Here is a 17,716-nt window from a genome sequence, read left to right as displayed (position 1 = left end):
TTTATGATTTATATTAAACCTGAGATATTGGAACGCGTTAATACCTGGTTAACCTCAACCTTTGATGCCCAAACGCAAGCTGAAATAAAACATTTAATCGCTACTAACCCCAAAGAACTTGAGGAGAGTTTTTATAAGGATTTAGAGTTTGGTACAGGGGGCATGCGCGGCATTATGGGACCTGGAACCAATAGGATAAATAAATATACCTTGGGAAAGAACACACAGGGCTTAAGTAATTATCTAAAGCACTGTTTCCCTAATGAAGTTATAAAGGTGGCAATAGCCTATGATTGTAGGCACAACAGCAAAAGTTTTGGTAAGGTTGTAGCCGATGTTTTTTCGGCCAATAAGATTAAAGTTTACCTATTTGAGGATTTAAGACCCACGCCAGAATTATCCTTTGCGCTAAAGCATCTCAATTGTCATTGTGGTATCGTTCTAACTGCATCGCACAATCCACCAGAATATAACGGCTATAAAGTGTATTGGCAGGACGGCGGTCAATTGGTACCTCCTCAAGATGAAGAAATAATCGCTCAAATCAACAAACTTGATTATGCTGAAATTAAGTTTAAGTCTGACCCGAATTTAATTGAATATATCGGAAAGGATGTTGATGATGCATTTATTAATGCCTCAATTGAAAATGGTAGCTTTGATACTTCAGAAGAGGCCAAACAAAACTTAAATGTAGTCTTTACTTCGCTGCACGGTACGTCTATTATGGCTATTCCAGAAACTTTAAAACGTGCTGGCTATACCAATGTTAATATTGTCGAGGAGCAGCGCAAGCCCAACGGGGATTTCCCAACCGTTGTGTCACCAAATCCAGAAGAACCAGAAGCCTTGAAGATGGCTATGGACTTGGCCGAAAAAACAAATGGTGACATTGTTATCGGAACTGATCCTGACTGTGACCGTCTGGGTGTGGTGGTAAGAAATTTAGACAATGATTTGGTTATCCTTAATGGTAACCAAACCATGCTTTTGATGACGGATTTTTTATTAAAACAGTGGAAGAAGAATGGAAAAATAAATGGTCGTCAATTCATTGGCTCTACCATTGTATCAACGCCAATGATGTCCGTATTGGCAGAGGCCTATAGTGTGGAGTGTAAGATTGGTTTAACCGGTTTTAAATGGATTGCCAAAATGATTAAGGACTTCCCCGAACTTGACTTTATAGGAGGTGGCGAGGAAAGTTTTGGTTTTATGGTTGGTGATTTTGTTAGGGACAAGGATGCTGTGACATCTACTTTATTGGCCTGCGAAATCGCGGCGCAAGCCAAGGCTAAGGGCATGACCATGTTTGAAGAACTTATAAACCTCTATGTAGAACATGGATTTTACAAAGAACGTCTTATATCTTTAACCAAAAAAGGTATTGAAGGTGCTCAAGAGATTAAACAGATGATGGTAGATGCCAGAGAAAATCCATTAAAACAGGTCAATGACTCTAAAGTTGTGAGGATTGAAGATTATCAATTATCAATTGCAAAGGACACAACGACCAACACAGAATCGCCTATAGATATCCCAAAATCCAACGTTCTTATCTACTATACCGAAGACGGAAGTAAAATAGCCCTAAGACCAAGTGGCACCGAACCAAAAATTAAGTTTTACATCAGCGTAAATACCAAACTCAGTAATATATCTAAATTTAAAGTTACCGAGCAGTTCTTGGAAGACCGAATTGACGCAATTTTAAAGGATATGAACTTGTAATACATGGATTACCTCAAGAAATTATCTAGATTCATAATTCCCTATAAGCGTTACGGTATATTAAATATTATCTCTAATGTTTTTTACGCCTTATTTAGCACCATGGCCATGATTTCTCTTATGCCCATGATAAACGTGTTATTTGGAGAGGGCGAGAAGGTGTACAAGAAGCCTTTATATTCGGGTATCAGCGACCTCAAGGATTACCTGGAAAATTACATTAATTATATCATTACCTCTACATCAGAACAATACGGCGCCCAGCGCTCGTTATTGTATATGATTATACTGATTATTTCATTGTTTCTTTTAAAGAACCTATTCAATTATTTGGGCCTTTATTTCATCACGTTTTTGCGCAATGGCGTTCTTAAGGATTTACGGAATGAGATTTATGACAAAATTATAACCTTGCCTATTTCCTATTATTCAGAAAAGAAAAAAGGCGATATCATAGCTCGAATATCGGGTGATGTCGACGAAGTTAAAAATTCGCTTTTAGCTGTTTTGGAGCTGATTGTAAAAGAACCGCTCACTATTTTGTTCGCCATAATAGCCATGTTTACGATATCAATGAAACTCACAATTTTCGTATTCTTGTTTATCCCTATATCGGGTTTTATAATTTCAAGAATAGGAAAGAGCCTTAAAAAGAAATCGAACAGGGTTCAAACCGAGCAGGGTCTATTTCTTTCCACCTTAGAAGAAACTCTCGGTGGTTTAAAGGTGATCAAAGGGTTCAATGCCGAGGCACGGTTCAGCAAAAAGTTTCAAAACTCGACCACTCGCTTTTATAAATTTTCGAATTCACTTTTGAATAGACAAAATTTAGCATCGCCAACCAGTGAATTCTTGGGTATTGTCACTATTGCTGCTTTATTATGGTACGGCGGTAGTATGGTCCTTGTTGACAATACGCTTTCTGGAGGTGCATTTATTGGCTATATGGCCTTGGCATATCAAATCCTTACGCCTGCGAAAGCTATAAGCAAGGCGAGTTACAAAGTAAAATCTGGTAATGCGGCAGCAGATAGGGTTTTAGAAATACTGAATACCCCCTCCCCTTTAGAGGATAAGCCAAATGCTATAGAAAAACGGACCTTCAACTCCGACATTAAACTCAACAACATTTCCTTTAAGTATGAAGATGAGCTCGTACTTAAGAATTTTACCCTTACCGTACCCAAGGGAAAAAGCGTGGCCTTAGTAGGACAATCTGGCAGCGGCAAAAGCACCATAGCAAATCTCGTTACCCGTTTTTATGACGTTAATGATGGCAGTATAACAATTGATGGCGAAAACATTAAGGATTTAACCAAAAGTTCATTGCGAAATCTTATGGGGCTAGTCACTCAAGACTCTATTTTGTTCAACGATTCCGTTGCCAATAACTTAAGGATTGGTAAAGAAACCGCTAGTGATGAGGAGATTATCAAGGCACTTAAAATAGCCAATGCTTGGGAATTTGTTAAGAACTTACCCCAGGGCATTGAAACCAATATTGGTGACTCAGGTAATAAATTATCTGGTGGGCAAAAACAACGATTAAGTATTGCCAGAGCAGTTTTAAAAAATCCTCCCATCATGATTTTAGATGAAGCAACCTCTGCTCTAGACACTGAAAGTGAGCGATTGGTGCAAGATGCACTTGAGAATATGATGAAAAATAGGACCTCCATCGTAATAGCTCATCGTCTTTCTACCATTCAAAATGCCGATCTTATCGCAGTGATGCATAAAGGTGAAATTGCAGAGCAAGGTACCCACACCGAATTAATCAAAAAACAAGGAATCTATAAGAAACTCGTCGAAATGCAGAGTTTTGATTCCTAATGAACTTTCTGTAGTATTAAAATCAAAAAGGATGCACTGTTACGTGCATCCTTCTTTTTTGTTACCAGATTTGGGGACACTGGTAACGGTTAATAGGTTAAGCAGTTCAAACATATAACAAAAAAACATACCAAGCAAGAAAAAAATGCATTTTATCGATTTTATTTAACTCTTTATCGATGTTTTTATTTTTAATATACTGATTTACAGTTATTTAATATATTTCATAAAAAATTAGTTTTTTAATTAAACCTTTATTCATTTACTTGGTCTTAGTATCAAAGTCCAATCATTTGAAAAATGAGCCCAACTTTATAATACGATTGCAAGAGCCAACAACCAAGGAAACGGCCTTTAAAGAGTTATTACAGCTATATAAGGAACGCTTATATTGGCATGTTCGAAAAATTGTAGTGAGCCATGACGATGCTGATGATGTTCTTCAAAACACTTTTATCAAGGTTTATAAAAACATAGATAAATTTAAAGGTGACAGCAAATTGTATTCTTGGTTATATAGGATTGCAACCAACGAGTCAATTACCTTTTTAAACAAAAAAGCCAGACGCCTACAAATCACTAATGAAGAGCACCAAAACAATGCCATAAATAATTTGCAGGCTGACGTGTATTTTGAAGGTGATGAGATTCAGCTCAAGCTGCAAAAAGCTATCGCTACTCTACCACAAAAACAACAACTTGTGTTTAACATGAAATATTTTGATAACATTACCTATAAAGATATGTCAGAAATACTCGAAACTAGTGAAGGTGCACTAAAGGCCTCGTACCATATTGCCGTAAAAAAAATAGAAACCTTTTTAACTGATCATTAAACTATTGCCAACTTTACAAGTCAAATAGGGTAGAACAACAAAAGGTTTCAAGAATACGAAATCAATCAATGAAAAGAGATAAATTAAATACCGTAAAATCAACAGGTTTTAAAACCCCAAAGAATTACTTTGATTCCTTTGATGAACGATTATTAGAACAACTGAACAAAAAAGAGACTATAGAAGGTATTAAGACTCCAGGTTATCAAGTGCCAACAGATTATTTCAATTCTTTTGAAGATAAACTTTTCGAAAAAATCAAGAACGACCAAAAACCAGTCATTAGTCTCCGCTCTAGAAAAACCTTTTATTATGTAGCTGGCATCGCTGCGTCATTGATGTTGGCCCTTGCGGTTTTCCTTAATAAAAATAACAGTCCTTCTTTGACTGTTGAAATGGTAGAAACCTATTTAGAAAATAGCGATTTAGACAGTTATGAATTGGCGGAGTTGCTCTCAGACGCCGACTTGTTAGAGGAAGACTTTATAATTACTGAAACCGACTATAATGAAGGGTATTTAGAAAACTATCTCATTGAAAATGTCGATTTAGAATCCATCTTAAAATAAGTTAAACACCATGAAAAAATTTATAGCCATAGTACTGTTTTTACTGAGTTTCTCAAGCTTTGCCCAAGGTGGTGAAAAATTGCGAGAGCGCATAAAAGCCCAAAAAATAGCTTTTATTACAGAGCAATTAAGCCTTACACCAGATGAAGCTACCAAGTTTTGGCCAGTTTACAATCAATTTGAGACCAAAACCGAAAAGGTAAGAAATGAGGATATGCGTAATATCAAGATGAAAATGAGAAACAATCCTGATATGTCAGACAGTGAAGCAGACATACTTTTGCAAGACCTCATCGCTGCCGAAGATAAAATGCATCGCGCCAAGATCGATTTAATGAGCGATTTGAAAGGTATTATCTCCTCTAAAAAAATCATTCGCCTCAAGCGCGCAGAAGACGAGTTCAACCGAAAACTTCTAGAACGCTTAAAAGAGATGCGCAATAGTCGCGGCAAAAGAGACTAAGATAAAAGAAGCCACATCGGCTTCTTTTTTTACTCCCTAAACGTAAGCTTGCTAATACGTCCCTTCCCCGCCGCATAAGCAATAGTATCGTTTAAGAATCTAATGGTATAAAAACTTTCATCGCTTAAATGCGTCCAATGTTCACCAGCATCATCACTATAATCGATTCCTTTAAAACCTACAGCTACCAATTCACGGCCTTTTCTACCTGGGATATACTGCACGCAGCTTCTGTAGCCTGGAGATTTACCATCGGCAACACGTTTCCAAGTTTTACCTCCATTTGAAGTTCTGATTTTATTGGCTAATGAATCATCAGGTTTCGTGTAATCACCACCAATAGCAAAACCATGTTGTGCATCGTAAAAATCTATGGAATATATCCCCGTAGTTTCTTTACCCTGCGCAATTGGGGTATTAAACACGTCCCAAGTTTTGCCTCGATTTGGAGAATATAAGACTCTACTAGCTTTTCCTCCTGTTGCCACCCAAGTATGGTCGCCAACAATGGCAATATTGGTATCGCTTGCTGCAAATGCGGCTTCACCTTCTTCAATTTTTGGCAAAACCTCGCAAGATAGTTTTGTCCACGTCTCGCCGCCATCTCTAGTTATAATTATACTCATACAATTATCCGTAGGGTCTCCAATGGCAATACCCTCCTTTTCATCCCAGAAATCCATAGAATCATAAAAGGCTTTTGGGTGGTTTTCCTTATAGACCAAATTTGCTTCAGTATATGCGTTTAATTTTTGATTTTTCTCAATTTTATATAACAATGTAGGAGATTCGATGCTTAAATAAAACAGACTTTTACCATTGAAAGCTGAAGACCGGAATGACGGGTAAATGGAATCCAGATGATAACGGTCGGAAACGTGACGACCATCCTCTAGAAATGCCCCTATCCTTCCATCTTGAGCACCATAATAAACATTACTATCAATTACATCAATTGTCCGTGTGCTCAATATAGAATCCAATAAAATATCTTCTATCCAAATATTGGATAATTTCCGCTGGGTCTTTTTCTCGGTTTTAATCTGTTGGTCACAACCCAGAGAAAAAAGTATAAGCCATAAGGCTATTAAAACACGCATAATTTCAAATTTCTATAAAAATAGAAAACTCTATAATTAACAAGACAACAATTAATCATTTGTGTACCTTTGCACGCTTATATTTTTTTAACATGCGACTACACAGAAACTTATGTTTTGCGGTTATTGATGGATTACATCTCATTTTTAATGAAGGTGACTATGCCGATAAGGTCATACAACAATTATTAAAACGCGATAAGCGCTGGGGAAGTCGAGACCGTGGATTTATTGCGGAAACGGTTTATGAAATTGTCCGCTATAAACGTCTTTACTCTGAAATCGCAGATGTAAAGGCACCTTACCAACGAGACAATCTTTGGAGAATCTTTGCCGTATGGGCGACCTTAAAAGGTATAAAATTACCTGACTGGAAATACTTTACAGATACGCCTTCACGAAAAATCAAAGGTCGTTTCGATGAGCTTTCAAAAATTAGAAAATTCAAGGAGTCAATTCCAGATTGGATGGATGACCTTGGCGTAAAAGAACTCGGGGAAGCTATATGGACTAAAGAAATAGCTATGCAGAATGAACAAGCTGATGTTATTCTTCGTGTCAATACGCTTAAGACGACCAAAAAAGACCTACAACAACAATTGCAATCGGAAGAGATTGAAACTGAGTTTTTAGAGGGATATCCTTCTGCTCTCAAATTGACCGAGCGGGCGAATGTTTTTAAAACAGAAGCCTTTAAAAAGGGATGGTTTGAAGTTCAGGATGCATCGTCGCAATTGGTAGCCGCATATTTGGAAGTTAAACCGGGTATGAAAGTTGTTGATGCTTGTGCAGGCGCTGGTGGCAAAACCTTACACCTTGCTTCACTTATGGAGAACAAAGGACAAATTATAGCTATGGATATTTACGAAAGTAAATTGAAGAAGCTTAAAGTAAGGGCCAAACGCAATGATGTTCACAACATTGAAATGAAAGTTATAGATTCAACCAAACCTATAAAAAAACTATATGATAAGGCCGATCGCTTGTTAATCGACGCACCTTGTTCTGGTTTGGGTGTGCTAAGACGAAACCCTGATGCAAAATGGAAACTGGGGCCAAGTTTCATTGAAGACATTAAGAAAACCCAAGCAGAACTGTTGAGTCAATATTCAAGAATGGTAAAACCTGGCGGTAAGATGGTGTATGCCACATGTTCCATACTTCCTTTTGAAAATGAGAATCAAATTGATAGTTTTTTAACCTCAGCCGAAGGGAAAAATTTTAAATTTGTAAAAGACAAAAAGATATTGGCACATAAATCTGGTTTTGATGGGTTTTATATGGCTTTATTGGAAAGGTCAGAAGATTAGAGCTTTACAAACGTCACTATGAGACAATTTTACATTCTACTATGTTTTTTAATCGTTTCATTTTTGGGTTATTCCCAAATCCCGGCCAATTATTATGATTCAGCTCTGGGCCTAGAAGGATACGCTTTAAAAACTCAATTAAAACAGATCATCGACGATGTTTCAGACGGTCTATCAACAGAATTTACACATTTAGACCAAGGGGATAACTTAGACGGACTCTATGCGAATAGTGATTTAGACCTCTACTATGAAAACGATAATAGTATTCTAGATATCTATTCCGAAAACCCGGACGGTGTTGATCCTTATGTTTATTTTTTTGGCACTGATGAATGTACTGGTAATTTCAATGGTGAAGGCCAATGTTATAATAAGGAACATATCATTCCACGTTCTACCGTTGGTAATGCTAGTCCCATGGTAGATGATGGGCATCACGTTGTTCCCACGGATGGACGCGTCAATGGCTTAAGAAGCAATCTACCATTTGGTGTAGTTGATGACTCCCAATTAATTTCTCAAAGTGGAATATCCAATCCAACTCTTAATGGGTCTAAAGCAGGAGGGAATTTGAACAGTGGCTATTCCGCTGGTTACACAGGAACTGTTTTTGAACCCATAGATGAGTTTAAGGGCGATGTGGCAAGAATGTACTTTTATTTTGTAACGCGCTATGAAGATTTAGTAGATAACTGGGGCGACTATCCTATGTTTGATGGCAGTAATAACAAGGCCATTGCAGATCCCTTTTTAAACATTCTTCTAACTTGGCATGAGAATGACCCTGTATCCCAGAGAGAAATCGACAGGAATAATGTGGTCTTCAATTATCAGAATAATAGAAATCCATTTGTTGATAACCCAAACTATGTAAGCTTAATATGGTCTGTAACAAATGATAATGAGGCGCCATCTACCATAAGCGATCTCTCAACTTCGAATCCAACCGATAATTCCATTGAATTATCTTGGACAGCGGCATCCGATAATGTAGGTGTAACCGCCTATGATATTTACACCGATGGCATTTTAAGTAACACCACACCGAATACGTCATTTACAGTTAACGGATTGATTCCTGACACTAACTACTGCTTTACCATTAAAGCCAAGGATGCTGCAGGTAATACCTCTGATTTCAGTAATCAAGCCTGTGAAACCACGACAAACAATGGATCGGGCTCTAACGAATGTGCCTCCGAGGATTTTGAAAATATACCTGCCGATAACAGCCAATACACCAACCGCAGCTGGGTTGGCCCTAACGGTACTTGGAGTGCTGCCGAAGCGAGAACAGATAGAACCATTGCTGGAAGTAGAGCTATTGCGATAGATTTTAGGGATGACACGGATGGTAGATTAACTTCTCCGGTGGTTTCGGGCGGTATTAAAAGTCTTTCACTTACAACACAACGGATATTTTCCGGTACTGATGGGAATCTAGATGTTGTTGTCAATGGAAATAGTGTTGGAACTATTGCATATTCTAATTCCGTCCAAAATGTAACGATTAACGATATTGATATTGAAGGTAATATCCAAGTGATTATTCAGGATAATGATTCGGGAAGCGCAAGGGTTGCAATGGATAATCTTTCTTGGACCTGCTATAACCCTCTAAGCGTTTCAGATGCTGAATTTAATCATTTAAAGATTCATCCAAATCCTGTAAAGGGCCCATATATATATCTTAACATTTCTGAAGCGGTAGACTTTAAAATTTACTCCATACTTGGTAATTTAATAGATAAGGGAAACCTCTTTGATGGTAGAATAGATGTTTCAAATTTAAAGAAAGGCATATACCTTCTTACATTAGAAAAAGATAAGCAGTTCATAAGTAAGAAGATCATAAAATTGTAAGAAGCTATTTCAAACCATGGAGAACTTGATTTCACACCTTGAATCACTTCTCAATACACCTATTATCGCTACACAGAAGTTAACGGGAGGTGACACCGCCTCTGTATTCAAACTTGAAACCGACTCAAAGGATTATGTGTTAAAACTTAGCACAAATGAAAAGGCGTCTGCCATGTTCAAGGCTGAAGCCTTTGGACTTAAATCTATTGCACAAACCAACACCATTAAAACACCCGAAGTTATAGGACATGACACATTTGATAGTTCGTCATTTTTGATCTTAGAATTTATAGAATCCAGAACTGGAGCTTCTAATGACTTCGCCCTTCTGGGCTCCCAACTAGCAAAACTGCACCAGCATGGCGTAGCTCAATTTGGGCTATCCCAAGATAATTTTATTGGTAGCTTAGCCCAAATCAACACCCAATCCTCCAATTGGACCGACTTTTATGTTGAGCATAGACTGCTTTATCAGATGAATTTAGCTGTGGAAAGTGGCAAGCTAAGTCACTCGGAAATTCCATCCATCAAATCTTTAAAAACAGTACTAAAACCTTTATTTGAACATGTAAAACCAGCCTTACTTCATGGCGATTTATGGAGTGGCAACTACCTGTTTTCAAAGGATGGTTTACCCTACCTCATCGATCCCGCTGTCTATTATGGTCATAGTGAGGTTGACATTGCCATGAGCAAACTCTTTGGAGGATTTCACGATGCGTTTTACGAGGCGTACCATGACGTACATCCAAAAACGATAAACGCTTCCGCTAGACTAGACATTTATCAATTGTACTTTCTTTTGGTACATCTTAACCTTTTTGGATCTTCATACTATGGATCCGTCAAACGGATACTAAACACTTATTTTTAATGTCAATTAATTAGTGGATAACTTGCCATTATCAAGGTGATTTTAAAACCTTATTTTACTCAAAAAGCGTAAATTTGCACTTTATTAATTCTAACACCTAGAAAACCTGATGATTCATTTCTTTGGAAACCAAAACAGTAAAGTTTTTGCTGTTCAAGCCACAAAAGAATTCTCAACTGAAACAATTTCAAAATTAACATGGTTATTTCGTGACCAAGCTAAACTAGAACAAGCATCCATTGATGCTTTTTTTGTTGGCCCACGCGCCGCTATGGTAACGCCCTGGAGTACAAATGCCGTTGAGATTACACAGAATATGGGAATTGATGGCATAATCCGTATTGAAGAATTTATATCGGTTTCTGAAGATTTTATGGATTATGATCCTATGATTTCAGAAAAATTCAAAGGGCTACATCAGGGTATGTTTACGATTGATATTAAGCCAAAACCTATTTTAGAGATAAGCGATATTGCCGGTTTTAATGCTAAAGAAGGTTTAGCCTTAAACGATGAGGAAATTGATTATTTAGAAGGTGTTGCAAAACGTATAGGACGACCATTAACGGATTCTGAAGTATTTGGGTTTTCACAGGTAAATTCAGAACATTGCCGCCATAAAATTTTTAATGGCACCTTCATTATTGATGGTGAAGAAATGCCTACGTCATTGTTCAAACTGATTAAGGAAACGTCTAAAAAACATCCTAACGATATTGTTTCGGCATACAAGGATAATGTAGCCTTTATTAAGGGGCCTATCGTAGAGCAGTTCGCGCCAGCACGGGCAGATGTTCCTGCGTATTACCAAATAAGGCCGTTTGAATCGGTCATCTCACTTAAGGCAGAAACACACAATTTCCCTACAACAGTGGAACCCTTTAATGGCGCGGCAACTGGTTCAGGAGGTGAAATCAGGGACCGTTTAGCTGGAGGAAAGGGATCTATACCCTTGGCTGGTACTGCGGTATACATGACATCGTATTCACGATTAGAAGACAAGCGCCCGTGGGAAAAAGCCTTCCCCGAGCGCAAATGGCTCTACCAAACACCAATGGATATTTTAATAAAAGCTAGCAATGGTGCCTCTGATTTTGGCAATAAATTTGGGCAACCCTTAATTTCAGGATCCGTTTTAACCTTTGAGCATAAGGAAAAAAAAGAAAAACTAGGTTTTGATAAAGTCATCATGCTGGCTGGAGGTATAGGTTATGGTAAGGCAGACCAGGCCATTAAAGACAAACCTCAAAAAGGTGATAAAATTGTAATTCTTGGTGGTGATAATTACCGCATAGGCATGGGTGGCGCGGCAGTTTCCTCAGCCGATACAGGGGCGTTTGATTCTGGTATTGAATTAAATGCCGTTCAACGTTCTAATCCCGAAATGCAAAAACGTGCTGCTAATGCTATTAGAGGCATGGTTGAAAGTGAAGAAAATTATATTGTTTCCATACATGACCACGGTGCCGGTGGTCACCTAAACTGCTTGTCTGAATTAGTTGAAGATACTGGCGGCCTTATCGATCTCGATAGATTGCCAATTGGCGACCCCACCTTATCTGCTAAGGAAATTATAGGAAATGAGTCACAAGAACGGATGGGCTTAGTAATTTCGGATAAACATTTAGAAATATTACACAACATAGCAGACCGTGAGCGCTCGCCTATTTATGATGTGGGTGATGTCACAGGCGAACACCGCTTTACGTTTGAATCTAAATCTACAGGAGAGAAACCCATGGATTTAGCCATGAGCGATATGTTTGGTAGCTCTCCAATGACTATTATGGATGATAAAACTGTTGTTAAACAGTATGCAGATGTAAATTACCACAGGGATGCCTTTTACGATTACTTAGATAAGGTTCTTCAATTAGAGGCTGTGGCTTGTAAAGATTGGTTAGTCAATAAAGTAGACCGCTGCGTAGGTGGTCGTGTGGCTAAGCAACAATGTGCAGGACCTTTACAGTTGCCTTTAAACAATGTTGGGGTTATGGCCTTGGATTTTAAAGGTAAAGAGGGAATTGCCACCTCAATTGGGCATTCTCCAATTTCAGGCTTAATAGATGCTGAGGCAGGCAGTAGAAATTCTATTACCGAAGCCTTAACCAATATTATGTGGGCGCCACTTAAAGACGGTCTAAAAAGTGCCTCCCTTTCCGCTAACTGGATGTGGCCTTGCAAGAACGACGGTGAAGATGCAAGGCTTTACAAAGCCGTAAAAGCGGTTTCCGAGTTTGCCATTGACTTAGGGATTAATGTCCCAACAGGAAAGGATTCGCTGTCCATGAAGCAAAAATATCCTGATGGTGATGTTATTGCCCCTGGTACTGTCATTATATCTGCAGCGGCTAACTGCACTGACATTACCAACGTTATAGAACCTGTCTTCAAAAAAGACAATGGAGCTATTTACTACATCAATTTATCTCAAGACAGCTTTGAATTAGGTGGTAGCTCCTTTGCTCAAATCACCAATAAAATAGGAACTAAAGCGCCGACTGTAAAAAGTGCAGCCTATGTTAAAACGGTATTCAACACCATTCAACAACTTATCAAAGACCATAAAATAGTGGCAGGGCATGATGTGGCTTCTGGTGGTTTAATTACAACGCTTCTGGAACTATGTTTTGCTGATACTAATTTAGGTGCTGAATTGGATGTAACGGGCTTGGCTGAAAAAGATGCGTTTAAAGTACTTTTTGCTGAAAATGCAGGCATTGTGATTCAGTCTAAAGATGATAGTATAGAAGCAATTTTAACTGAGGCAAAAATCGAATTTCACAACATTGGAAAGGTTACCGAAAGCGATGTTTTAAGTATCGTTAATGGAAACGAAGTTTTCACCATGACGGTTTCAAGATTAAGGGACATGTGGTACAAAACCTCTTTCCTACTAGATCAAAAACAAACGGCCAATAATCTTGCTGAAACACGTTACAATAATTACAAAGACCAAGCCTTACAGTATACATTCCCTAAGCATTTTAATGGCAAGCTACCAAAACTAGATAGTTCTAAACCTAGACCGAAAGCTGCCATATTGCGTGAAAAAGGAAGCAATTCAGAACGGGAAATGGCCAATGCCATGTATTTAGCTGGCTTTGATGTTAAGGACGTTCATATGACCGATTTAATTTCTGGGCGTGAAACACTTGAAGACATTCAATTTCTCGGTGCCGTAGGCGGTTTTAGTAACTCGGATGTTCTAGGATCTGCCAAGGGTTGGGCCGGTGCTATTAAATATAATGAAAAGGCCAACAAGGCCATTAAAAATTTCTTTGCCCGTAAAGACACCTTATCAGTTGGTATATGTAATGGCTGTCAATTGTTTATGGAATTGGATGAAATCAATCCGGATCATGAGCAACACGGAAAAATGGTACACAATGATTCGCATAAACATGAGAGTGCCTTTACCTCTGTAAAAATTCAAGAGAATAATTCGGTCATGTTATCTAGCTTAGCTGGAACAACCTTAGGGGTATGGATTTCGCATGGCGAGGGTAAATTCAGTTTACCATATTCCGAAGATAAGTACCACATTGTTGCCAAATATGGCTATGAAGCTTATCCAGCTAATCCTAATGGGTCAGATTATAACACTGCGATGCTCTGTGATAAAACCGGACGCCATTTAGTGACCATGCCTCATATTGAGCGCTCAACATTTCAATGGAATTGGGCATATTATCCAGAAGGTCGAAAAGACGAGGTTTCGCCGTGGCTTGAAGCTTTTGTGAATGCTAGAAGATGGATTGATAGTACTAAGTAGATTGCAACTTCTATAGTCATTACTAGCAAAGGAATAATTTCTTTACCATTTTCAACCGTATTCTCACACATATTTAACTTTGAGAGGAATTATTTTTTCGCTATTTTACAGATAAAAATTTTCTATTGAATCCAAAAGTTCCAGATGGTCCCTTAGAATACAAATGGCGTAACTATCAGTTAAAGTCCCAACTCATCAACCCGGCAAATAAAAAAAAGTTAAATATAATCGTAGTTGGTTCGGGTTTAAGTGGCGCTGGGGCAGCATCTACCTTGGCAGAAATGGGTTATGATGTTAAATGCTTTTGCTACCAAGATTCTGCCAGACGCGCACATTCCGTAGCTGCTCAGGGTGGCATCAATGCGGCTAAAAATTACCAGCACGATGGTGATAGCGTGTATCGCATGTTTTACGATACTTTAAAGGGTGGTGATTTTAGGTCTAGAGAAGCCAATACCTATCGTTTAGCAGAATTATCCGCACCTTTAATTGATCACTTTGTGCAACAAGGTGTACCTTTTGCCAGAGAATACGGAGGTACTCTGGTCAACCGCAGTTTTGGCGGTGTACAAGTACAACGCACCTTTTATGCACGTGGACAAACGGGGCAGCAGTTGCTACTGGCCGCCTATTCACAATTGTATAAAATGGTTAGAGCCAAGAAGGTAACTATGTATGCCCGAAGTGAAATGATGGATTTAGTGGTCGTTGACGGCAAAGCAAAAGGGATCATTGTTCGGGATTTGGTCACTGGACAGTTGAAGCGCTACGCTGCTGATGCTGTGGTTTTGGCAACTGGCGGCTACTCTAGAGTATTCCGATTATCGACGTTGGCCATAGGTTGCAACGGCAGTGCCATTTGGAAAGCCCACAAGAAAGGTGCCTTTTTCGCTGCTCCAAGTTTTACCCAAATACATCCTACCGCATTACCGCAGTCTAGTGAAGCACAGTCTAAATTAACCTTAATGTCGGAATCACTAAGGAATGATGGCCGTATTTGGGTACCAAAACAAAAAGACGATAGTAGAGCACCAAAAGACATTCCGGAAGACCAACGCGACTACTATTTAGAACGGAGGTACCCGAGTTTTGGAAATCTGGCACCTCGCGATATTGCCTCAAGAGCCGCTAAAGAGCGTATTGATGCAGGTTACGGCGTGGGACGCCTTAAAAATGCAGTATATCTGGATTTTAAACACGCTATTGACAAGTTTGGACTAGATACCATTAAAGACCGTTATGGCAACCTATTTACTATGTATAAAAAAATAACAGGTATCGATGCCTACACCACACCCATGCTCATTTCGCCTGCCGCACATTTTTCCATGGGTGGCCTTTGGGTAGATTATGAGTTAATGACGACCATTTCCGGACTTTATGCCGTAGGTGAATGTAATTTTTCAGACCATGGCGCCAATCGCTTAGGAGCCAATTCGTTATTGCAAGCAAGTGTGGATGGTTACTTTATTTTGCCAAACACGATCAATAATTACCTAGCTGATGAAATCAAAGTAGACCATCCAACAACTGAGCACCCTGAATTTGAAAGAGCGGAACGAGAGGTGAACAAACACATTGATAAAATTTTGGCTATAAAAGGCAGTAAAACGGTAGACCATTTTCATAGGGAATTAGGAAAGATTATGTGGCAAGAATGCGCTATGAGTCGCACAAAAGAAGGACTTGAAAATGCTATTTCAGAGATTACAAAGTTGAAAGAACAATTTTGGAAAAATGTAAAAGTAACTGGTAATCATGATGAAATGAATACTGAGTTGGAAAAAGCTTATCGCCTATCCGATTTTATAGAATTAGGAATCTTAATGTGCACCGACGCTTTGCAGCGTAAAGAATCTTGTGGTGCACATTTTAGAGAAGAATACCAATCGAAGGATGGCGAAGCTGTCAGAGATGACAAAGACTTTTCATATGTATCTGCTTGGGAATACAATAGTGGCAATTTCACATTACACAAAGAGACCTTGAAGTTTGAATTTGTTGAACCAATCGTAAGAAGTTATAAATAATAGTAGATAGATATGAGATGTGGAGATGCCAGATGTTGTTAGAATAAAAACAATTAATAAAATTAGATGAGGGTTAACTTTAAAATATGGCGACAAGAAAATCGAAATGCTCAAGGCGAATTTAAAACCTATGAGGTTGATGGTTTAACCGACGACATGTCGTTTCTGGAAGCACTAGACCAATTGAATGAGGAATTGGTTTTGAAGGACGAAAAGGTCATTGCCTACGAGTACGATTGTCGCGAGGGTATCTGTGGTCAATGTGGCGTATTTATCAACGGACGCGCCCATGGACCTCATCCTAATATGACGACCTGCCAACTGCACATGCGCAGTTTTAAGGATGGCGAAACCATTACCGTTGAACCTTGGCGTGCCAAATCATTTCCAATTATTAAAGACTTGATTGTAGACCGGTCTGCTTTCGATAGAATTATAGAATCAGGGGCATATATCAGTTCTAGAACAGGGTCTGCGCCAGAAGCAAATGCTATTCCAATTCCAAAAGAAATAGCTGATAAAGCTATGGATGCAGCAGCCTGTATTGGATGTGGTGCCTGTGTAGCGACGTGTAAAAATTCATCCGCAGTTTTGTTCACTTCTGCAAAAATCAATCATTTAAATAACTTACCTCAAGGAAAAGCAGAAGCAGAAAAACGATTAGAACAAATGATATATCAGATGGATTTGGAAGGTTTTGGTAATTGTTCTAATACTGGTGCATGTGAGATAGAGTGTCCTGAAGGAATTTCAATTAGTAACATTGCTGAAGTGAATTCAAGCTGGTTACGGATGAAGCTATTCAAATAGGCTTAAACCTATAAAATTCATATAATACCTAGAGCCCAATCATTTTAACCTGGCAACCCTGTCATAGTAAATATCATCACAAACAATGCTACGGTTTCAACCACACCAATTATCATAATGTACTTAGCCGTGTCATTGGCACCAGCAGCAATAGCGTCACAAGCTCTTGCTCCGGCTTTTCCTTGAAATATGGCCGACCCTGCCATTGCAGCACCTGCAAAAAGTCCTATGATAATTTGCCATAGATAGGAATCTGGGCTCAAATTGGCATCGGCAATAGCATTTTTAAGTATCATGCCATAAATAACCTGAGACAAGGGCGCACCGACAAATATCAGCAAGGCTGTGGCCGCTTTTTGACCGTTAGTTATCATTTTTTTCCAAGCGCCAATGGCAGCCATACCGGCAATTCCTGTACCAATGGCTGAACCAATCGCAGCTATACTTAATGACATGCCCATATCGCCCAGACCTTCTACTGAGGTTTGTATAAATGTGAAAATTCCCATAGTTGAATCG

General features: G+C 38.8%; 13 protein-coding genes. 11 read left to right on the top strand and 2 right to left on the bottom strand.

Translation table 11 applies throughout. From position 1 onward, the window contains the following. Positions 1-3 precede the first annotated feature (3 nt). The 5 genes from CA834_RS10705 (at position 4) to CA834_RS10685 (ending at position 5,432) form a co-directional block, all read left to right on the top strand. Complete coding sequence (locus CA834_RS10705) at positions 4-1,731, top strand: phospho-sugar mutase (RefSeq protein WP_206186870.1); 1,728 nt, start codon at positions 4-6, stop codon at positions 1,729-1,731. 3 nt (positions 1,732-1,734) lie between these two features. Continuing rightward, complete coding sequence (locus CA834_RS10700; RefSeq protein ID WP_094968692.1) at positions 1,735-3,564, top strand: ABC transporter ATP-binding protein; 1,830 nt, start codon at positions 1,735-1,737, stop codon at positions 3,562-3,564. 293 nt (positions 3,565-3,857) lie between these two features. Further along, on the top strand, positions 3,858-4,400 hold the full coding sequence (locus CA834_RS10695; RefSeq protein ID WP_094968691.1) for an RNA polymerase sigma factor: 543 nt from the start codon (positions 3,858-3,860) through the stop codon (positions 4,398-4,400). Positions 4,401-4,468: 68 nt separating this feature from the next. Further along, a complete protein-coding gene (locus CA834_RS10690; protein WP_094968690.1) occupies positions 4,469-4,969 on the top strand; it encodes a hypothetical protein in 501 nt (166 codons plus the stop codon). 10 nt (positions 4,970-4,979) lie between these two features. After that, entirely contained in the window at positions 4,980-5,432 is a 453-nt protein-coding gene (locus CA834_RS10685; protein ID WP_094968689.1) for a sensor of ECF-type sigma factor, read from the top strand. A gap of 29 nt (positions 5,433-5,461) precedes the next feature. On the opposite strand, the gene CA834_RS10680 is transcribed toward CA834_RS10685, so the two are convergent. Then, positions 5,462-6,532, bottom strand: coding sequence for a WD40/YVTN/BNR-like repeat-containing protein (locus CA834_RS10680; protein WP_094968688.1), 1,071 nt, complete (start codon positions 6,530-6,532; stop codon positions 5,462-5,464). A gap of 92 nt (positions 6,533-6,624) precedes the next feature. Here CA834_RS10680 and CA834_RS10675 point away from each other — a divergent pair, with 92 nt between their 5' ends. The 6 genes from CA834_RS10675 (at position 6,625) to CA834_RS10650 (ending at position 17,197) form a co-directional block, all read left to right on the top strand. Beyond that, positions 6,625-7,842 carry an RsmB/NOP family class I SAM-dependent RNA methyltransferase gene (locus CA834_RS10675; RefSeq protein ID WP_094968687.1) on the top strand — a complete coding sequence of 406 codons (1,218 nt, stop codon included), beginning with the start codon at positions 6,625-6,627 and terminating at the stop codon, positions 7,840-7,842. A gap of 18 nt (positions 7,843-7,860) precedes the next feature. After that, positions 7,861-9,708 carry an endonuclease gene (locus CA834_RS10670; RefSeq protein ID WP_094968686.1) on the top strand — a complete coding sequence of 616 codons (1,848 nt, stop codon included), beginning with the start codon at positions 7,861-7,863 and terminating at the stop codon, positions 9,706-9,708. Between the two features lie 25 nt (positions 9,709-9,733). After that, positions 9,734-10,582, top strand: coding sequence for a fructosamine kinase family protein (locus CA834_RS10665; protein ID WP_165764793.1), 849 nt, complete (start codon positions 9,734-9,736; stop codon positions 10,580-10,582). Between the two features lie 109 nt (positions 10,583-10,691). Further along, positions 10,692-14,357, top strand: a complete 3,666-nt coding sequence (gene purL / locus CA834_RS10660) for a phosphoribosylformylglycinamidine synthase (protein WP_094968684.1) — start codon at positions 10,692-10,694, stop codon at positions 14,355-14,357. Between the two features lie 125 nt (positions 14,358-14,482). Beyond that, complete coding sequence (locus CA834_RS10655) at positions 14,483-16,387, top strand: fumarate reductase/succinate dehydrogenase flavoprotein subunit (RefSeq protein ID WP_094968683.1); 1,905 nt, start codon at positions 14,483-14,485, stop codon at positions 16,385-16,387. Positions 16,388-16,453: 66 nt separating this feature from the next. Further along, positions 16,454-17,197 carry a succinate dehydrogenase/fumarate reductase iron-sulfur subunit gene (locus CA834_RS10650; protein ID WP_094968682.1) on the top strand — a complete coding sequence of 248 codons (744 nt, stop codon included), beginning with the start codon at positions 16,454-16,456 and terminating at the stop codon, positions 17,195-17,197. 44 nt (positions 17,198-17,241) lie between these two features. Here the strand turns inward: CA834_RS10650 and CA834_RS10645 are convergent, their stop codons facing one another. Then, positions 17,242-17,706 (bottom strand): V-type ATP synthase subunit K, encoded by a 465-nt coding sequence (locus CA834_RS10645; RefSeq protein WP_094968681.1) that lies wholly within the window; start codon positions 17,704-17,706, stop codon positions 17,242-17,244. Positions 17,707-17,716 lie beyond the last annotated feature (10 nt).

It is taken from the genome of Winogradskyella aurantia, assembly GCF_002266855.1.
In the GTDB taxonomy this organism is placed as follows: domain Bacteria; phylum Bacteroidota; class Bacteroidia; order Flavobacteriales; family Flavobacteriaceae; genus Winogradskyella; species Winogradskyella aurantia.
Note: the sequence above shows the minus strand (reverse complement) of the source record. Positions and strands in the feature narration are given on the sequence as shown.

Excerpts from the sequence above, each read along its gene's own strand:
- CA834_RS10705 (WP_206186870.1), top strand. The coding sequence starts at position 4 with ATGATTTATATTAAACCTGAGATATTGGAACGCGTTAATACCTGGTTA.
- CA834_RS10700 (WP_094968692.1), top strand. The coding sequence starts at position 1,735 with ATGGATTACCTCAAGAAATTATCTAGATTCATAATTCCCTATAAGCGT.
- CA834_RS10690 (WP_094968690.1), top strand. The coding sequence starts at position 4,469 with ATGAAAAGAGATAAATTAAATACCGTAAAATCAACAGGTTTTAAAACC.
- CA834_RS10685 (WP_094968689.1), top strand. The coding sequence starts at position 4,980 with ATGAAAAAATTTATAGCCATAGTACTGTTTTTACTGAGTTTCTCAAGC.
- CA834_RS10680 (WP_094968688.1), bottom strand. The coding sequence starts at position 6,532 with ATGCGTGTTTTAATAGCCTTATGGCTTATACTTTTTTCTCTGGGTTGT.
- CA834_RS10675 (WP_094968687.1), top strand. The coding sequence starts at position 6,625 with ATGCGACTACACAGAAACTTATGTTTTGCGGTTATTGATGGATTACAT.
- CA834_RS10670 (WP_094968686.1), top strand. The coding sequence starts at position 7,861 with ATGAGACAATTTTACATTCTACTATGTTTTTTAATCGTTTCATTTTTG.
- purL (WP_094968684.1), top strand. The coding sequence starts at position 10,692 with ATGATTCATTTCTTTGGAAACCAAAACAGTAAAGTTTTTGCTGTTCAA.
- CA834_RS10650 (WP_094968682.1), top strand. The coding sequence starts at position 16,454 with ATGAGGGTTAACTTTAAAATATGGCGACAAGAAAATCGAAATGCTCAA.
- CA834_RS10645 (WP_094968681.1), bottom strand. The coding sequence starts at position 17,706 with ATGGGAATTTTCACATTTATACAAACCTCAGTAGAAGGTCTGGGCGAT.